Below are 16,914 nucleotides of genomic sequence, written 5' to 3' on the forward strand. Positions count from 1 at the left end.
TGTGACATGAGCCAAGAGACAGCCCAGATCAACACGCGAGAGCTTCGCGACGCGTTCGGCGCCTTCATGACGGGCGTGACGATCGTCACCACCACCCGCGACGAAGACGGCAAACCGCTCGGCTTCACCGCGAACTCGTTTTCGTCGGTGTCGCTCGACCCGGCGCTGCTGCTGGTCAGCATCGCCAAGACCTCCAGCAACTACGCCAGCTTTTCGACCGTCAAGCATTTCGCGATCAACATCCTCGCGGAAGGCCAGAAGGATCTGTCGAACACCTTCGCGCGCCCCAGCGAGGATCGTTTCGCCAACGTCGCCTGGCGCGTGAGCGAGCGCCGCAACCCGCTGATCGACGACGTCAGCGCCTGGTTCGACTGCACCGTGCACGCGGTGATCGACGCGGGCGACCACGCGCTGCTGGTGGGCAAGGTGGAAGCATTCCACTCGGCAGGCTACGCGGGTCTCGGCTACTATCGCGGCGGCTATTTCACGCCGGCCAAGGTGTCGACCGACGTGATCGCGGGCCCGAAGGTGATCGTCAGCGCGATCATCGCCCGCGAAAACAAGGTACTCCTGACCAAAACGGCAGACGACAAATGGGGACTGCCGTCGAAGGAAATCGGCAAGGAAGGCGCGGACAAGGCGCTGGTCGAGCTGTTCGACCAGTACCAGCCAGGTGCATCGGCCAACTTCATCTACTCGGCGTACAACAACACCGAGACGCACTATCAGTACATTTCGTTCCTGTGCAGCGTGCCGGAGGATACGGCCGCCGCGGGCGAGTTCGTCAGCCTCGACGAGATCGGCACCGACGATTTTCAGGACCGTGCGCTGGCCAGCATGCTCGATCGCTATCGCAAGGAAAGCCAATTGAAAAGTTATGGCATGTACTTCGGCGACCATAGCAACGGCACCGTCCGCCCGCTTCATTCTTGAAAGGTCACATCATGCGTTTTTCGCTTTTCGTTCACATGGAGCGCGTCTCCGACGGTACCAGCCAGAAGCAGCTTTACGACGAGATGGTCGAGCTGTGCAGGATCGCCGATCGCGGCGGCATGCACGCCGTCTGGACCGGCGAGCACCACGGCATGGATTTCACGATCGCGCCAAACCCGTTCCTGAACCTGGCCGACCTCGCCAACAAGCTGCCGAACGTGCGGCTCGGCACCGGCACGGTGGTCGCGCCGTTCTGGCACCCGATCAAGCTGGCCGGCGAAGCGGCGATGACCGACATCATCACCAACGGCCGCCTCGAACTCGGCATCGCGCGCGGCGCCTACTCGTTCGAATACGAGCGCCTCTCGCCCGGCCTCGACGCCTGGCATGCGGGCCAGAAGATGCGCGAGCTGATTCCGGCCGTGAAGAAGCTGTGGGAAGGCGATTACGCGCACCAGGGCGAGTTCTGGTCGTTCCCCGCCACCACCTCGTCGCCGCTGCCGCTGCAGCAGCCGCATCCGCCGATCTGGGTGGCCGCGCGCGATCCGAACAGCCACGAATTCGCCGTGTCCAACGGCTGCAACGTGCAGGTCACGCCGCTGCACATGGGCGACGAGGAAGTGGAAAAGCTGGTGGGCCACTTCAACGCCGCCTGCGAGAAGTTCAGCAACGTGCCGCGCCCGCAGATCATGCTGCTGCGCCACACCTACGTGGCCAGCGGCGAGGACGACGCGCAACTGGCCGCCGACGAGATCAACACGTTCTACAACTACTTCGGCGCGTGGTTCAAGAACGAGCGCCCGATCAGCCGCGGCATGATCAAGCCGCTGAGCCCGGACGAAATCGCGACGCACCCGTTCTACACGCCCGAGGCGATGCGCAGGAACAATGTGATCGGTACACCTGAAGAAGTGATCGCGCGCCTGAAGGCCTACGCGGCGCTCGGTTTCGACGAATACTCCTTCTGGATCGATACCGGCATGAGCTTCGAGCGCAAGAAGGCCTCGCTCGAACGGATGATCCGCGACGTGATGCCTGCTTTTCAGTGAGGTACTGATTCCATGAACGGCGATTTTCAGCTGTATATCGACGGGCAGTTCGAAGCCGGCGCGGCGACGTTCGGCAGCGTCAACCCGGCCACCGGCCAAGTGTGGGCGCAGATGCCCGAAGCCCGCACCGAGCAGGTCGAGCGCGCCGTGGAAGCCGCCAGCCGCGCGCTGTCGGATGCCGCGTGGGCCGGCCTGACGGCCTCGGCGCGCGGCAAGCTGCTGCATCGGCTGGCCGATCTGGTCGAGCAGGCCGCGCCGCGGCTGGCGGAAATCGAGACCACCGATACCGGCAAGATCATCCGCGAAACCGCCAGCCAGATCGCGTACGTGGCGGAGTACTACCGCTATTACGCGGGCCTGGCCGACAAGCTCGAAGGCGCAACCATCCCGGTGGACAAGCCCGACATGCAGGTCTGGCTCGAACGCCAGCCGGTGGGCGTGGTGGCCGCGATCGTGCCCTGGAACAGCCAGTTGTTCCTGTCGGCGGTCAAAGTCGGCCCGGCGCTGGCCGCCGGTTGCACGGTAGTCCTGAAGGCTTCCGAGGAAGCGCCCGGCCCGCTGCTCGAATTCGCGCGGCTGGTGCACGAGGCCGGCTTCCCGGCCGGCGTGGTCAACGTGATCACCGGCTTCGGCCCGGAATGCGGCGCGGTGTTGAGCAGCCACCCGAAGGTGGCCAAGGTCGCCTTCACCGGCGGCCCGGAAACCGCCCGGCATATCGTCTCGAACACCGCGAACAATCTGGCCAGGGTGTCGCTGGAACTGGGCGGCAAATCGCCGTTCGTCGTGTTCGCCGACACCGACCTCCAGAGCGCGGTGAACGCCCAGGTGGCCGCAATCTTCGCGGCAAGCGGCCAGAGCTGCGTGGCCGGCTCGCGGCTGCTGGTGGAAGCCTCAGTCAAGGAACGCTTCCTCGCCATGCTGATCGAGCGCCTCGGCCGGATTCGAATCGGCTCGCCGAACGAGATGACCACCGAATACGGCCCGCTCTGCACCGAGCGCCAGCGCCGCCACATCGAAACCGTGGTGGCCGAATCCGTGCGTCAGGGGGCCAAGGTGCTGACCGGCGGCCATGCGCTCGATCGCGATGGCTACTTCTACGCGCCCACCATCCTCGATTGCACGGGCGTCGATCGTCCGGACTGCATAACGAAAGAGCTGTTCGGGCCGGTGTTGTCGGTCGACACGTTCGGCACCGAGGCCGAGGCGATCGAGAAGGCGAACAGCACGGCCTACGGCCTCGCGGCGGGCATCTTCACGAGCAACCTGACGCGTGCGCATCGTGTTTCGAAGCGGATTCGCTCGGGCATCGTCTGGATCAACACCTATCGCGCGGTGTCGCCGCTCGCGCCGTTCGGCGGCTTCGGCCTGTCGGGCCACGGCCGAGAAGGCGGCCTGAGCGCGGCGCTCGAATACACCACGACACGCACCGTCTGGTTGCGCACCTCGGACGAGCCGATCAGCGACCCGTTCGTGATGCGCTGAGTGCGGGCGGCCCGGGGGCCGCCACTTCGCTAACCCGCTGTACGCCGTAGCGGTGGCCCCTCGCCTCGCGCATCCCGCGCGCGGCACGGTGCTGCCTGCCCATAAAGCTGGAGATGGAGACACCATGAAAAACTCGGAGAACGACAACAGCGTTCTTGCCATAGAAAGCAATTCGATCGAGTACGTCGCGCCGGAGAACCGGCACGGCAAACCCGGAGACCTCTTCACCCTGTGGTTCTGCACCAATGTCGCGCCGCTGGCCGTGATCTCGGGCGCGACCTCCGTGCTGGTGTTCCATCTCGATCTCGTCAGCGCGATTCTCGCGATTGCCGCGGGGCAATTTTTCGGCGCGCTGTTCCATGCGCTGACCTCGGCGCAAGGCCCGCTGGTCGGCGTGCCGCAGATGATCCAGAGCCGCGCGCAGTTCGGCCGATACGGCTCGCTGCTGGTGGTGGGCTTCACCACGCTGATCTACCTGGGCTTCTTCGTTTCCAACATCATCCTCGCCGGCAAGACGCTGCACACCGCGGCGCCGGAGATTCCGGTGCAGGTGGGCACGGTGCTCGGCGCGGCGCTGGCCACGCTGGTCGGCGTGATCGGCTACAACTTCATCCACCGCTTCAACAAGATCGGCGCGTGGTTCATGGGCGCGGCGCTGGTGGTGGGCATCGCGATGATCGTGCCGGGGCTCGATGCCGGCGTACTGCATCGCGGGAAGTTCGAGATCGGCAACTGGTTCGCGATGTTCGGGCTGTGCGCCGTATGGCAGATCAGCTTTGCGCCTTATACCTCGGACTACTCACGATACATGCCGATCACGGCAGGCTTCGGCAAGACCTTCGCCTGCACGTTCTTCGGCACCTCGCTCGGCACCATCTTCGCGTTCATCTTCGGCGTGCTGGCCGTCAGCGCCGGCAACGGCGCCACCGATGCGATGGAAGCGGTGCGTTCGCAGACGGGCGTGTTCGGTTACGTGCTGATCGTGCTGTTCCTGATCAACATCATCGGCCACAACGGCATGAATCTGTACGGCGCGGTGCTCTCGATGATCACCGCCGCGCAGACCTTCCGCCCGAACTGGGTGCCGGGCCGGCAGGTGCGCGTGATCGTCTCGGCGGTGCTGCTGATCGCCTCGACCGTCACCGCGTTGTGGGCGTCGAAGAACTTCATCGGCATCTTCCTCACGGCGATCTTCGCGATGCGGATCGTGCTGGCGCCGTGGGTGGCGATCAACCTGGTGGATTTCTACCTGATCAGCGGCAAGCATTATCAGGTCAGCGAAATCATCAGCAGCAACGGCGGCACGTACGGTGCGTTCAACACGAAGGCCGTGGGCATCTACCTGCTGGGTATCGCGGTGCAGGTGCCGTTCTTCGAGGAAAGCTTCTTCCGCGGCCCGTGGGCCGGCATCATGGGCGGTGCAGACATCTCGTGGATGGTCGGGCTGGTGGCGACGGCGGTGGTGTATTACGTGCTGGCGTCGAAGCGCAAGGGCGTGAGTGCCTCGCGGAACGCGGCGGTGGGGGTGCACGCGTCGGAGTGAGGGGTGCCCTTCCCTGTTGTCCGCATGCAAAAAAGCCGGCTTTCGAGCCGGCTTTTTTGCATGTGCGTCATCGGTCGATGTCGTTCAGCCTTGATGTCAACAGTGCGTATTGTTGTTGCGAGGTATCGGCCGGTGTCGTCGTACGGAGCGTGAGCGCGGCAGAATTGTTAGCCAAGATCAAATTCCGCCTCGGATCATGCCGCTACGATTGACGCCCCGTCAGACAACAGTACGAGGCAGATACGCCGATGTACAACACGCTCTATGTTCCGCTGAATATCGGCACATCGGGAAATCCGATGGACGAACGCAATGACAAATATCGAAAAATACGAATCGTTTCACGACTGGTATCTACTCGGCTTGGCCGCCGACATGGACAAGCAGGTGGTCGAGCTTCACTTGATGTTCGACGACAAGAAAGACCAGGCTCATCTGATGTTTAAAGGCGCGACACGATGCTGGTGCAACGACTTCCTGATACAGAACATCATCTCTTCGATCAAGGTGCTAACCGACTTCAACTCCGACGAGTACAGACAGGCGTTGGCCGCGCTGGACAAGTCGTACTCCTGGGGAAAGGGCAAGCCACTGAAAAGCATCGCTTCCGTTCAGGCCACGCTCGGCGCCGAACTGTTCGTGGAGTTTGATTCTCTGGAGATCAAGCCTGAATGATGAAAATGCCGTTCGGTTTCCTGACTGAACGGCATTTCGATTTTCAATCTGGTTTTTTAAGCGTGCGTCACCTGCCGACCTCGTTCAACCGCGCCGTCAGCAATGCGTATTTTTCATGCGAGGTATCGCCCAACGCCATCTCGCGCGTGGACGGCGTGTCGTCGTACGGAATCGGTTCGGAAAACTGACCAACCGTCAAATCCCAGCGCCTGCCGTCGATAAGGTTATAGAAATGCGTGCCGCCTGGCGTGCGCGTGGAGAGAATCTCGCCGCCGAAGCAATCCTGCACGACCAGCGCGGTGACGCTGCAATGATTCAGCGCGGGATTCAACGCCGACCAGGCATGCGCAGGGCTCGACGTATCCGCCGCCCAGACGCGTGAAATCGCCCGGTACAGGTCGAGGGGGGTCGCAAAGGTTTTCGATGCTGACATCATCGGTCTGGCTCTCTCGTTGAGCCGGCCATCGACGGAGTGTCACCCAACAAAAAGCCCCGTCGCTACCGGCGGGGCTTCGAAGCGGGTATCGCTCGAATATCTGGCCTAGGCACGCCCCATTGGCAATTCCGCATGGAAATGCCAATGATGATGGATCGCGAGGGCGAGGGACGTGAAGGCGTTCATGGGGGCTGAGTCTGCCATCCGCAGACGAAACCTGTCAACGGATCTCGCCTTGCTGACCGATGGCGTGCGCCGAGCGCAGCAACTGATCGCGTACCCAGACATGCGCGGGCGTGCCCGCATGCCGGGTGTGCTGATAGAGCTTCAGCGTGTAGCGCGGCACGTCGAACGGCGCCGGATAGATCGTGACCGGCGCGGCATCGCGCAAAATCAGCGCCGCGTGACGCGGCACGGTCATCAGCAGGTTCGAGCGCGCGACGATGAACGGCGCGACGAGCACAGCCGGCAACTGCACGGCGACGTGCCGCACCACGCCCAACCGGTTGAGCACGCGATCGATCGCGCCGCGCGAATCGTCCCAGGGCGTGACCACCACATGCTGGGCGGCGAGATATTGCGCCATGCTCAGCTTGCGTCGGATCGTCGGATGCTGCCGGCTCGCGATCACCACGTAATCGTCGGAGAACCCATCGACACTTTCGACGCCGGCCGGCAACGCTAAGGCTTCCTCTTCATATCCGAGCGCGAAATCGATCCGGCCCGACGCCAGTTCCTCCGCCGATTCCCGGCCGCGCGACGCGACGATCCTGAACCGCAGCGAAGGCGCCACCTCCTGCATCCGCGCGATGAACGCGGGCAGCATCGCGAACGCCGTGTAATCCGTCGCGGCGAACGTAAAGGTGCGTTCGCTGCTGGCCGGATCGAAACGGCGAGCCGGGGCCAGCCCGGCGTGCAACAGGTCGAGCGCGTCGCCAACCGGGCGCATGATGCGCTCGGCGGCAGCGGTCGGCCGCATTTCATTGCCGATGCGCACGAACAACTCGTCGGCAAGCGCATCGCGCAACCGCGCCAGCGCGTGGCTGACCGCCGACGCGCTCATGGCCAGCTCGTCCGCCGCCAGCGTGACCGAGCGGTGACGCACCAATGCGTCGAATACCAGCAGCAGGTTCAGGTCGAGGCGGCGCAGGTCGTAATGCATGACATTCAATTCGTGATGAACAGAATGCAGTATATGCATGCCACTCGTCGGCTACCATCGGAATCCCGTTACCGCTTCACCGCTCTGGAACCGCTCACGCTCATGGCACTGACCATCCGGCCCGCCACCGCCGACGACGCCCCGCTCATCCTGCGTTTCATCATCGAACTCGCCATCTACGAAAAGGCCGAGGATCAGGTGGCCGCGACGGCCGATACCATCCGGGCGTCGCTGTTCGGCGCGCAATCGCCGGCAAAGGCATTGATTTGCGAACTCGACGGCCGCCCCGTCGGTTACGCCGTGTATTTCTTCTCGTACTCGACGTGGCAGGCGAAATCCGGGCTGTATCTGGAGGATGTGTACGTGTCGCCCGACGCGCGCGGCGTGGGCGCCGGCAAGCGCCTGTTGCAATATCTCGCGGGCGTGGCCCTGGAAAATGGCTGCGGGCGCTTCGAATGGAGCGTGCTCGACTGGAACGAACCGGCCATCGCGTTCTATCGGTCGATCGGTGCCGAGCCACAAGACGAATGGGTTCGCTATCGGCTCGAGGGCGACGGGATTCGGGCGCTGGCGAAAGGCTGACGGCGGTTCGGCACCTGCGCCAGATCGCCGAGCAGCCGGTCGATCGCTGCGCCAGGAACGCAGGATAGCTGAATGACGCACGACCGATCCCAGCGGCGCATCATTCAGCCAGCCACGCCCCCAACACTTAAGACGCCGCGCTCGGCACCACCACGACCCCGCGCAGAAGCTGGCCGAACGGCGCCGTCTGCATGACGGAGAAACCGCTACCGGCCGCCGTCACCGTCGAGCCGTTGACCGTTACCGTGATCTTTACCAACTGGTTCGAATCGGCGCCCGGATCGAATGCCGAACCGAGGCTGTTGCCGATCGTCGAGGTGGTGGCGTAAAGCGTGTATGTGCCGTCGCCGTTGAGCTGGCCCGTGACGTGGCGCAGGCCGTCCGGTGCGGTGGTGTAGCTCGCGCCGGCCGTGCCGTAGGTGCCGGCGGCGTCGGTCACGGTGTATGCCGTGCCGAGGTTCAGGCCGGCCGTCAGATGCGCGATCGGCGTCCAGGTGCCGCCCTGGTTCTGGTACACCCACAGGCCGCCGCTGCCGTTCGGTGCATACGACACGGTGCCGCTGTCGTCGTAGTCGCCTTCGTCGGCCACGAACATCAGGTTCGTGTTGTTCTTCGGCACCCAGACGTCGGACGGGAAGCCCACGCCCTTGGCGAGCGTCCACGGGTTCGGGAACGACGATTCCGATTGCGCGGCCGTCGAAGTCGAGGTCGGGAAGCCGGCCGCGATGGTGACGGCGGTGTTCTGCGGCAACGCCGCGCCATTGGCCAGCGCACCCACCGCGCCGACCTGGTACACCGTATCCACGCCGTTGCTGCCGCTGTCCTTGGTCACGTACATCGTGCCGTTCGCATCGACGAACACGCTGCGGAAGTTGTCGTCCTTGCTGGTCTTGTCGAAAGTCTGGCCGCTCAGCGAGGCGAGCGAGAAGCCGAACTGGTTGCCGCCCATGCTGGTTTTCTTCGCGTAGGTCTGGCTCGACAGCGCGTCGGTCACGGTGCCGAGCGCGCAGTTGCCGGCCGCTGCCGGCGTGTAGGTGCTGCCGTTGCCCGACTGGAACGCGCCGATCACCTGCGTGAACGCGCAAGCGCTGCCCGGCGTGATGCTCTGCAGGCCGGTATCCATCGACAGCATGTCGAGCGCGCCATAGGTGGGATTCGGGCTGGAGCCCGAGTTGCCCGAGCCACCTACCATGTAGTACTGACCATTGACGAGCACGGCCGCGCGCGCGTCGTCGCCGCTGTAGGCGTTGGTGTGCGTGAACGCCACCTGGCCGGTGGCGAGGCTCACCTGGCCGACCGTGCGATAGGTGCTCGTCTGGATATCGGTGTTGCTCGCATCCACCGCGCCCGGCGTGTTCGTGTTGGTGATGTCGAGCTTGTTCGGCGCTGCGTTGTAGCCCATGAACGTCAGCGTCTTGCCGTCGGGCGAGACGTTCAGCCCCATCCCCGATTGCGAGGCGAAGCTCACCGAGAAAATCTCGGGCGTGGCCAGCGCGGCGGCGGCGGCCGTGATGTTGGTGCTCGATGCGGCGCTGGCGGCGGCAGCCGGCCACTGATCGAGATACATGTTGGTCATGACGCTGAAGGCGGCGTCGTTCGTGTCGTTCGTGAACACGTTCGGGAACGTGCCGGGCGTGACCGCGTTCACGGTCGACACGGGCGGATTGGTCGCCTCCGGCGTGGCGTCGAACGGCAGCGCGCCGCTCACCACGAGCGCGGGGTCGTACACGGTGCGCGCCACCACCAGATTGCCGGCGGCAAATGCACTGCTGGGCGTCGAGGTAACGGGCGGCGGCGTGGACGTGGTCGACGAGGAAGCCGGCGACGACGAATCGGAACCGCCGCACGCGGCCAGCGCGCACGCCGCGGCGATGATCGTCAGGCCGAGCACGGCACGGCTGTTGGAATGAGAATGCATGTGGTTGGCTTTCTGATGGGAAACCGGCATTCTTTTCCCCCGGCGTGTCACAAACGTTACACGGCCTTGCCTTACAGATTACTCAAATTTACAGGGCCGCCCGCCGGCATTCCACGGGCTTTCCGTGCCATTACATTCGCATTCCGTAACGATATGCGGGTCAGCCACCCGCCATCGTCATGACCGCCTCAACCCGGCTCACAACGCAAACCGGAACCCTGCCCCATACACCGACTGGATCACATCCTCGTCCGGCTCGACCGCCTCGAACTTGCGCCGGATCTTCTTCACATGGCTGTCGATGGTGCGATCCTCGACAATGCGGCCGTCGGGATACAGCCGCTCCATCAGCGCATCGCGCGAAAACACCCGGCCCGGCCACTGCGCGAGCGTCTTCAGCAACCGGAACTCGATCGCGGTGAAATCGATCGGCACGCCCCGAAACGTGGCTTGCAGGCGATCGTCGTCGAACGTCAGCGGCTCGCTTTCCGCCGAGCGTTCGACGCGCGCGCGGCGCAGGATGGCCTTCACGCGCGCCACCAGTTCCAGCAAGCTGAACGGCTTGCAGATGTAATCGTCGGCGCCGAGTTCGAGGCCGATCAGGCGATCCACCTCCTCGACCTGCGCCGTCACCATGATGATTGGCACGTCGCTATGGGCGCGCAGGTCGCGGCACACGTCGCGCCCGTCGCGGCCAGGCAGCATCAGGTCGAGCACGATCAGCGACGGCATCTGCCGCGCCACCTCGTTCGCCACGGCGCTGCCGTCGGCAAGGCAGCGCGTGGTGTAGCCGGCCGCCTGCAGGAAATCGGCCATCACGCTGGCCAGCTTGGGTTCGTCCTCGACGATCAGGATGTCGAACGCGGTGTCCTTATTCATGCTCGTTGCAGTCCATGACCGATTCCCGAATGCGCGGCAGATCGATCGCGATGCGCAAGCCGCCTTGCGGCGCACGCGACGCCTCGATCCGGCCGTCGTGCGCCTCGACGATGCCCCGGCAGATCGGCAGGCCCAGCCCCGCTCCGCCGGTCGCGCGGCTGCGCGACGCCTCGACGCGATAAAACCGCTGGAACAACGACGGCAGGACGGCGTCGGGCACACCCGCGCCGCTGTCGTCGAACGCGATCCGCACCGTGCCGGCACTCTGGCTCGCCGTCACGCAGACCGTTGCGCCCGCATCCACATAGCGCAGCGTGTTCTCGATGATGTTGGTAAACACCTGATGCAGGCGCCGATCGTCGCCGCGCACCCAGAGCGGGCCATCGGGCAACGCGGTGTTCAGCACCAGCCCCGCATCGGCGAAACGGCGTGCGGCGCGGCGCAGTGCGGCGCGCAGCGTTTCGCACACGTCGAGTGACGCGTGGTGATAGCGCAGCGCGCCCACGTCGGCGAGCGAAAGATCGTACAGATCGTCGACCAGCCGGCGCAGGCGCTTGACCTCCACGCCGAGCGAGCTGACCGCCTCCACGCTGACGGGCCGCACGCCCACCTCGATCGCCTCGATCTCGCCGCTCATCACGGCCAGCGGCGTGCGCAGTTCGTGCGAGATGTCGGCCACCAGCGCGGACCGCATGCGCTCGGTGCTTTCCAGCGTCTGCGCGAGATGATTGAAATCGTGTTCGAGCTGGCCGATGTCGCCGCTCGATACGGTCGGCACGCGCGTGCCAAGGTCGCCTCGCGCGAGCATGTGCGTGGCGCTCGCGATCCGGCGCAACGGCGACGCAAGCGTGCGCACCATCCATAGCGTCGTGAGGATGGCGAGCAAGGTCGCCACGATCGCGATGATCCAGCTCGATTCGCGCTGGGTTTTCTGGAAGCGCAAATCACCGGCCTCGGTGGCCCGCTCGAATGGCACCATCAGCAACCATCCCACCGTCTTGCCGTTCACGACGATGGGCCGCCGCGGCGACTCCGCCGCGAACGACGGATTGCCGAATACGTAGGTGCCCTGAGCATCGATCAGCGTGAAGCGCGTGTTGGTGCCGATCAGCGACGAGAGCGGCAGGCGCGGCAGCGGCCGGTGGCTCGACACCGGGTAGGAAGCCGGCCCGAACGGCCGCATGATCTCGTGCCAGAGGCTGCGGTTCTGTTGCAGGAAATCCCAACTGCCGTGATCGCGATACGCCGTCGCGAGCGGCTGCACGCTCGATTCGAGCCGCTTGACCTCCTGCCGCTCCAGGTAGCCGAGGAAGCCGCGCTCGAAGCTCAGTTGTGCGCCCGCGGCCATCGCGCCGATCACGAGGATATTGACGATCAGCATCGCGGCAAACAGCTTGCCGGTCAGGCTTTCGCGGCGAATGCCGCGCATCACGCGCGTCAGCACGCCGGGCATGGCATCGATTCCGGGCACATGGCCTTGTTCACTCATCTTTTCTTTCGGAAACCTTCCTATCCAACGGGAACGATGCGCCGCTCCCGAAGCGGCCGCCCATCATACCCGCTCGATACCGGTCCACTCAGGGCCTGCCCACCGGTGCGGGGGCCGCCGCCGCATTGCTCGCGGGTTTGTCTCCCGCATCGACGCCGCCGCCCAGCGCCGCATACAAGGTGATCAGGCTGGTTTGCGCCGAAAGCTGCGTCGCCACCAGCGATTGCTGCGCCGAGTACAGCAGGCGCTGCTCGGTCAGCGCATCGAGCAGGCTCTCGCTGCCCTGCTGGTAGAGCGCCATCGTCAAATCGTAGGCGTGCTGATCGGCCTGCACGGTGCGCGTTTGCGCGTCGAGTTGCTCGCCGATGGTCGCGCGCGTGGCCAGCGCGTTCGCCACTTCCTCGAAAGCGGTTTGAATGGTTTTCTCGTAGGTCGCCACGTCGATCCTGAACGTCGCCTTGGAGGCGTCGAGCGTGGCGCGGTTCGCGCCGGCATCGAAGATCGGCAGGGTCGCCGACGGCTCCACCGACCAGCTCCGGTTGCCGCCCGTGAACAGATGCGCCAGCGCCGGGCTCTCGAAACCGAGCGCGGCGGTCAGGCTGATGGTCGGGAAGAAGTTCGCACGCGCGGCGCCGATGTTCGCGTTGTCGGCCTTCAGCGTGTGCTCGGCCGCCAGCACGTCGGGGCGGCGCTGCAACACGGCCGACGGAATGCCGGCCGGAATCGCCGTGATGCTGGCGACGGGATCGACCTGCGCATCGGGCAGATCGGCATCGGGCACGCGCGTGCCGGCCACGAGGTCCAGCGCGTTGCGGGCCTGCTCGGCGGTGGTTTGCGCCTGCGCGGCGCTGTTGCGCGCGGCCTGGAGGCTGGCCTGCGCCTGCGCCAGATCGAGCGCGCTGGCCGCGCCGAGCGCATGCTCGCGGCTCACCAGGTCGAAGGTGCGCTGCTGGCTGGCCTGGGTCGCCTGCGCGATCGCCAGCAGGCGCTGGTCCGAAGCCAGCGTCAACCAGTCGCTCGCCACGTCCGATACGAGGCTGATCTGCGTGCTGCGACGCGTCTCGACCGTCGACAGGTAGGTTTCCAGCGCCGCCTTGCTCAGGTTGCGCACGCGCCCGAACAGGTCGAGTTCGTAGGACGTGAAGCCCAGGTTGGCGCTGTAGACATGCGAGATCTCGCCGCTCTGGCCATTGGTGGCCGAGGCCGAGCCCGTTTGCGCGCTGCGCACCGAGGTGGGTGTGCGCTCGGCGTCTTCATTGCCGCCGAGATCGATTTCCGGAAACAGCGAGGCACGCTGAATGCGGTATTCCGCACGCTCCTTCTCGATGTTCAGGATGGCGATACGAAGGTCGCGGTTGTTCGACAGGGTCAACGCGATCGTATTCTGCAAGCGCGCATCGACGAAGAACGTGCGCCAGCCGATGTCGGCGGCCAGCACGTCCGGCGCCTGCGCGTCCGATGCCGACGCCGCATCGGGCCATGCGGCCGCCACCGGCGCGGCCGGCCGCTGGTAGGTGGGCGACAGGTCGATGCACGCACTCAGCGCCGTGGCGGCCGCACCGGCCAGCATCCAATGAATCGCGCGCTTCATGCGGCACCTCCTTGTTCCGGCGAGCCGGCCGGCGCATCGGCGCCACCGCCGCCGCCCGGGCCATCGGGCTTGCGACGCTTGCCGCCCAGCTTGCGCACCATGAAATACGACAGCGGCGTGAAGAAGATCGCCAGCACGGTACCCACCAGCGTGCCGCCGAACACGCCGGTGCCGATCGATTGCCGCGCGGCCGCACCCGCCCCGCTCGCGATGACGAGCGGCGCGACGCCGAGCAGGAACGCCAACGAGGTCATGACGATCGGGCGTATGCGCAACGCCACCGCCTGCTCGATCGCCTTCAGCGTGCCGGCACCCTGCTTCTCGAGCATCGTTGCGAACTCGACGATCAGGATGGCGTTCTTCGACGACAAGCCCACCGTGACGAGCAAGCCCACCTGGAAATAGACGTCGTTCGACAGGCCGCGCAAGCTCGTGCCGAGCGCCGCGCCGAACACGCCGAGCGGCACGATCAGCAGCACCGCGAGCGGCACCGACCAGCTTTCATAGAGCGCGGCAAGGCACATGAACACGAACAGCACCGAAACGGCATACAGATACGGCGCCTGCCCGCCCGACAATTGCTCCTGATACGACAGGCCTGTCCACGCATAACTGATGCCCTTCGGCAACTGGCCGACCAGCTTCGCCATGGTATCCATCGCCTGCCCCGAACTGACGCCCGGCGCCGGGTCGCCGACGATCTCGAACGAGGATTGCGCGTTGTAGCGATCCAGCTCGGGCGGCCCGTACGTCCAGTGCGACGTGGCGAACGCCGAGAACGGCACCATCGTGCCCGAGGCATTGCGCACATACCACTGCTCGAGCGACTCGGGCGTCATGCGGAATTGCGCATCGCCCTGCACGTACACCTTCTTGATGCGCTGGTTGTCGAGAAACTCGTCGACATACTCGCCGCCGAGCGCGTCCTCGATGGTGGTGTTGACATCGCCGGGCGCCAGCCCCATCGCGTTCGCCTTGCGATCGTCGATGTCGAGCGACAGTTGCGGCGTGTCGCTGAGGCCGTTGAAGCGCACCTGGCGCACGATGCCGCTGCGGTTCGCCAGCGCGATCAGCTTGTCGCGCGCGGCGGCCAGCGCCGTGTGGCCGAGGTTGCCTTCGTCCACGAGCTGCATGTCGAAGCCCGAGCTGATGCCGAGGCCGCGCACGGTGGGCGGCTGCAACACGAATACCTTCGCATCCCGAACCTGTTGCGCGAGATCGCGCGACGCCTTGACGACGAAGCCCTGCGCCGTGTCGCTGGCGGCGGTGCGCTGGCTCCAGTCCTTCAGCTTCACCCACATCATGCCGACGTTCTGGCCGTTGCTGCCCACGGCGAAGCCCGCCACGTTGAACACCTCGGATACCGCCGGCTGCTTGAGCAGATAGTTCTCGACCGTCGCCATGGTGGCTTCGGTGCGCTCGCGCGTGGCGCCCACCGGGGCCGTGACCGTCACCATCAGCACGCCCTGATCCTCGGTCGGCAGGAACGAGGTGGGCAGGCGCATGAACAGGAAGCCCGCGCCCACCACCAGCACCACGTACACGAGCATCGCCGGCTTGCGGTGATGGAGGATCCTGTCGACGGTGCGCCGGTACTTGCTGGTGGACGCGTCGAAGCCGCGATTGAAACCGCTGAAGAACCGGCCCTTCGGCTTTTCGTGGTCGTCGCGCAGGATCGTCGCGCACAAGGCCGGCGTGAAGGTCAGCGCCACCACCACCGACAGCGCCATCGCGGACACCACCGACACCGAGAACTGCCGGTAGATGATGCCGGTCGAGCCGCCGAAGAACGCCATCGGCAGCAGCACCGCCGACAGCACCATCGCGATCGCCACCAGCGCGCTGCTGATTTCCGTCATCGATTTGCGGGTGGCCTCGCGCGGCGACAGATGTTCTTCGGACATCAAACGTTCGACGTTCTCGACCACCACGATCGCGTCGTCCACCAGCAGCCCGATCGCCAGCACCACGCCGAACATCGTCAGCATGTTGATCGAGTAGCCGAACACATCGAGGATGCCGAACGTTCCGAGCAGCACCACCGGCACCGCGATCGCCGGAATCAGCGTGGTGCGCAGGTTCTGCAGGAACAGGAACATGATCGCCACCACCAGCACGATCGCCTCGATCAGCGTCTTCACCACCTCTGAAATCGAGGTCTTGATGAACGGCACCATCTCGTACGGATACTCGACCTTCAGGCCGCTCGGAAAGCTCGCCGCGCGCTTGTTCAGGAAGTCGTGCACGGCCTGATCCACCTGCACTTCGTTCGCGCCCGGCGCGAGTTGCAGGCCCAGCCCCGAGGCAGGCTTGTTGTTGAAGTTGGTTTCGACCGTGTAGGCCTGCGGGCCGAGATCGACGCGCGCCACGTCGCCCAGCAGCACCTGCGAGCCGTTCGTCTGCGTCTTCAGCACGATGTCGCGGAACTGTTGCGCGGTGGTCAGGCGGCTGCGCGCCGTGATCGTCGCGTCGAGTTCCTGGCCCTTGACCGCGGGTGCGGCGCCCACCTCGCCGGCGGCCACGTCGTTGTTCTGCGCGTCGATCGCCGTGACCACATCGGACGGCATCAGCGCGTATTTCTGCAGCTTGTTCGGATCGAGCCAGATCCGCATCGCGTATTCATAGCCGAACTGCTGCGCCTGCCCCACGCCGGGCAAGCGTTCGATCTGCTCCTCCAGGTTGCTGTAGAGATAATCGGCGATCGCGGCCTTGCTCATCTTGCCGTCTTCCGACACCAGGTTGAACACCAGGAACGTATCGGGCGAGGCCTTGCGCACGGTGACGCCGCTTTGCTGCACCTCGGTCGGCAGCAGCGCGTTGGCGGCCTGCAACTGGTCCTGCACCTGCACTTGCGCCGTGTTCGGATTGGTGCCCGCCCCGAACGTCAGCTTGATCGAGATATTGCCCTCGGAGTTCGCCGACGAGGACATGTACATCAGGTTGTCGAGGCCCACCATCTGCTGCTCGATCACCTGTACTACGGCATCCTGATTGGTTTGCGCCGACGCGCCGTTGTACGACGCCGTGATCTGGATGGTGGGCGGCGCGATGTCGGGATACTGATCGAGCGGCAATTGCGTGATGGCGAAGGCGCCCGACAGCGACACCAGCAACGCGAGCACCCAGGCGAAAACGGGGCGGTCGATAAAGAAGTGTGCGATACGCATGCAGCCGC

13 protein-coding genes are annotated in these 16,914 nt (G+C 65.1%); 6 read left to right on the top strand and 7 right to left on the bottom strand.

Annotated features, from left to right (window positions below; all coding sequences use genetic code 11):
* Positions 1–6 precede the first annotated feature (6 nt).
* The 5 genes from AB4851_RS00565 (at position 7) to AB4851_RS00585 (ending at position 5,682) form a co-directional block, all read left to right on the top strand.
* Complete coding sequence (locus tag AB4851_RS00565) at positions 7–933, top strand: flavin reductase (protein WP_414447987.1); 927 nt, start codon at positions 7–9, stop codon at positions 931–933.
* Positions 934–944: 11 nt separating this feature from the next.
* Entirely contained in the window at positions 945–1,982 is a 1,038-nt protein-coding gene (locus AB4851_RS00570; protein ID WP_414447988.1) for an LLM class flavin-dependent oxidoreductase, read from the top strand.
* Between the two features lie 12 nt (positions 1,983–1,994).
* Positions 1,995–3,464: an aldehyde dehydrogenase gene (locus AB4851_RS00575; protein ID WP_414447989.1), complete on the top strand. Its 1,470-nt coding sequence runs from the start codon at positions 1,995–1,997 to the stop codon at positions 3,462–3,464.
* 124 nt (positions 3,465–3,588) lie between these two features.
* Positions 3,589–5,007 carry a purine-cytosine permease family protein gene (locus AB4851_RS00580; RefSeq protein ID WP_414447990.1) on the top strand — a complete coding sequence of 473 codons (1,419 nt, stop codon included), beginning with the start codon at positions 3,589–3,591 and terminating at the stop codon, positions 5,005–5,007.
* Positions 5,008–5,319: 312 nt separating this feature from the next.
* Positions 5,320–5,682, top strand: a complete 363-nt coding sequence (locus tag AB4851_RS00585) for a hypothetical protein (RefSeq protein WP_414447991.1) — start codon at positions 5,320–5,322, stop codon at positions 5,680–5,682.
* Between the two features lie 67 nt (positions 5,683–5,749).
* Here AB4851_RS00585 and AB4851_RS00590 read toward each other — a convergent pair whose 3' ends face one another.
* Both AB4851_RS00590 and AB4851_RS00595 read right to left on the bottom strand, forming a co-directional pair.
* Positions 5,750–6,118 (bottom strand): hypothetical protein, encoded by a 369-nt coding sequence (locus AB4851_RS00590; protein WP_414447992.1) that lies wholly within the window; start codon positions 6,116–6,118, stop codon positions 5,750–5,752.
* Positions 6,119–6,338: 220 nt separating this feature from the next.
* Positions 6,339–7,280 (bottom strand): LysR family transcriptional regulator, encoded by a 942-nt coding sequence (locus AB4851_RS00595; protein WP_414447993.1) that lies wholly within the window; start codon positions 7,278–7,280, stop codon positions 6,339–6,341.
* A 102-nt stretch (positions 7,281–7,382) separates the two neighbouring features.
* On the opposite strand from AB4851_RS00595, the gene AB4851_RS00600 reads away from it, so the two are divergent.
* Positions 7,383–7,862 carry an N-acetyltransferase family protein gene (locus AB4851_RS00600; RefSeq protein ID WP_414449205.1) on the top strand — a complete coding sequence of 160 codons (480 nt, stop codon included), beginning with the start codon at positions 7,383–7,385 and terminating at the stop codon, positions 7,860–7,862.
* A gap of 127 nt (positions 7,863–7,989) precedes the next feature.
* On the opposite strand, the gene AB4851_RS00605 is transcribed toward AB4851_RS00600, so the two are convergent.
* The 5 genes from AB4851_RS00605 to AB4851_RS00625 form a co-directional block, all read right to left on the bottom strand.
* Positions 7,990–9,780 carry a hypothetical protein gene (locus tag AB4851_RS00605; protein ID WP_414447994.1) on the bottom strand — a complete coding sequence of 597 codons (1,791 nt, stop codon included), beginning with the start codon at positions 9,778–9,780 and terminating at the stop codon, positions 7,990–7,992.
* Positions 9,781–9,978: 198 nt separating this feature from the next.
* The gene (locus AB4851_RS00610; RefSeq protein ID WP_414447995.1) at positions 9,979–10,659 is read right to left on the bottom strand and encodes a response regulator; all 681 of its coding nucleotides are present in this window, start codon (positions 10,657–10,659) and stop codon (positions 9,979–9,981) included.
* On the bottom strand, positions 10,652–12,148 hold the full coding sequence (locus AB4851_RS00615; protein ID WP_414447996.1) for an ATP-binding protein: 1,497 nt from the start codon (positions 12,146–12,148) through the stop codon (positions 10,652–10,654). The genes AB4851_RS00610 and AB4851_RS00615 overlap by 8 nt, the downstream gene beginning before the upstream one ends.
* An 88-nt stretch (positions 12,149–12,236) precedes the next feature.
* Positions 12,237–13,739 carry an efflux transporter outer membrane subunit gene (locus AB4851_RS00620; protein ID WP_414447997.1) on the bottom strand — a complete coding sequence of 501 codons (1,503 nt, stop codon included), beginning with the start codon at positions 13,737–13,739 and terminating at the stop codon, positions 12,237–12,239.
* Complete coding sequence (locus AB4851_RS00625) at positions 13,736–16,900, bottom strand: efflux RND transporter permease subunit (RefSeq protein WP_414449206.1); 3,165 nt, start codon at positions 16,898–16,900, stop codon at positions 13,736–13,738. The genes AB4851_RS00620 and AB4851_RS00625 overlap by 4 nt, the downstream gene beginning before the upstream one ends.
* Positions 16,901–16,914 lie beyond the last annotated feature (14 nt).

Source organism: Burkholderia sp. 22PA0099 (assembly GCF_047497165.1).
Lineage (GTDB): Bacteria > Pseudomonadota > Gammaproteobacteria > Burkholderiales > Burkholderiaceae > Burkholderia.

Excerpts from the sequence above, each read along its gene's own strand:
- AB4851_RS00565 (WP_414447987.1), top strand. The coding sequence starts at position 7 with ATGAGCCAAGAGACAGCCCAGATCAACACGCGAGAGCTTCGCGACGCG.
- AB4851_RS00570 (WP_414447988.1), top strand. The coding sequence starts at position 945 with ATGCGTTTTTCGCTTTTCGTTCACATGGAGCGCGTCTCCGACGGTACC.
- AB4851_RS00575 (WP_414447989.1), top strand. The coding sequence starts at position 1,995 with ATGAACGGCGATTTTCAGCTGTATATCGACGGGCAGTTCGAAGCCGGC.
- AB4851_RS00580 (WP_414447990.1), top strand. The coding sequence starts at position 3,589 with ATGAAAAACTCGGAGAACGACAACAGCGTTCTTGCCATAGAAAGCAAT.
- AB4851_RS00585 (WP_414447991.1), top strand. The coding sequence starts at position 5,320 with ATGACAAATATCGAAAAATACGAATCGTTTCACGACTGGTATCTACTC.
- AB4851_RS00590 (WP_414447992.1), bottom strand. The coding sequence starts at position 6,118 with ATGATGTCAGCATCGAAAACCTTTGCGACCCCCCTCGACCTGTACCGG.
- AB4851_RS00595 (WP_414447993.1), bottom strand. The coding sequence starts at position 7,280 with ATGCATTACGACCTGCGCCGCCTCGACCTGAACCTGCTGCTGGTATTC.
- AB4851_RS00600 (WP_414449205.1), top strand. The coding sequence starts at position 7,383 with ATGGCACTGACCATCCGGCCCGCCACCGCCGACGACGCCCCGCTCATC.
- AB4851_RS00605 (WP_414447994.1), bottom strand. The coding sequence starts at position 9,780 with ATGCATTCTCATTCCAACAGCCGTGCCGTGCTCGGCCTGACGATCATC.
- AB4851_RS00610 (WP_414447995.1), bottom strand. The coding sequence starts at position 10,659 with ATGAATAAGGACACCGCGTTCGACATCCTGATCGTCGAGGACGAACCC.
- AB4851_RS00615 (WP_414447996.1), bottom strand. The coding sequence starts at position 12,148 with ATGAGTGAACAAGGCCATGTGCCCGGAATCGATGCCATGCCCGGCGTG.
- AB4851_RS00620 (WP_414447997.1), bottom strand. The coding sequence starts at position 13,739 with ATGAAGCGCGCGATTCATTGGATGCTGGCCGGTGCGGCCGCCACGGCG.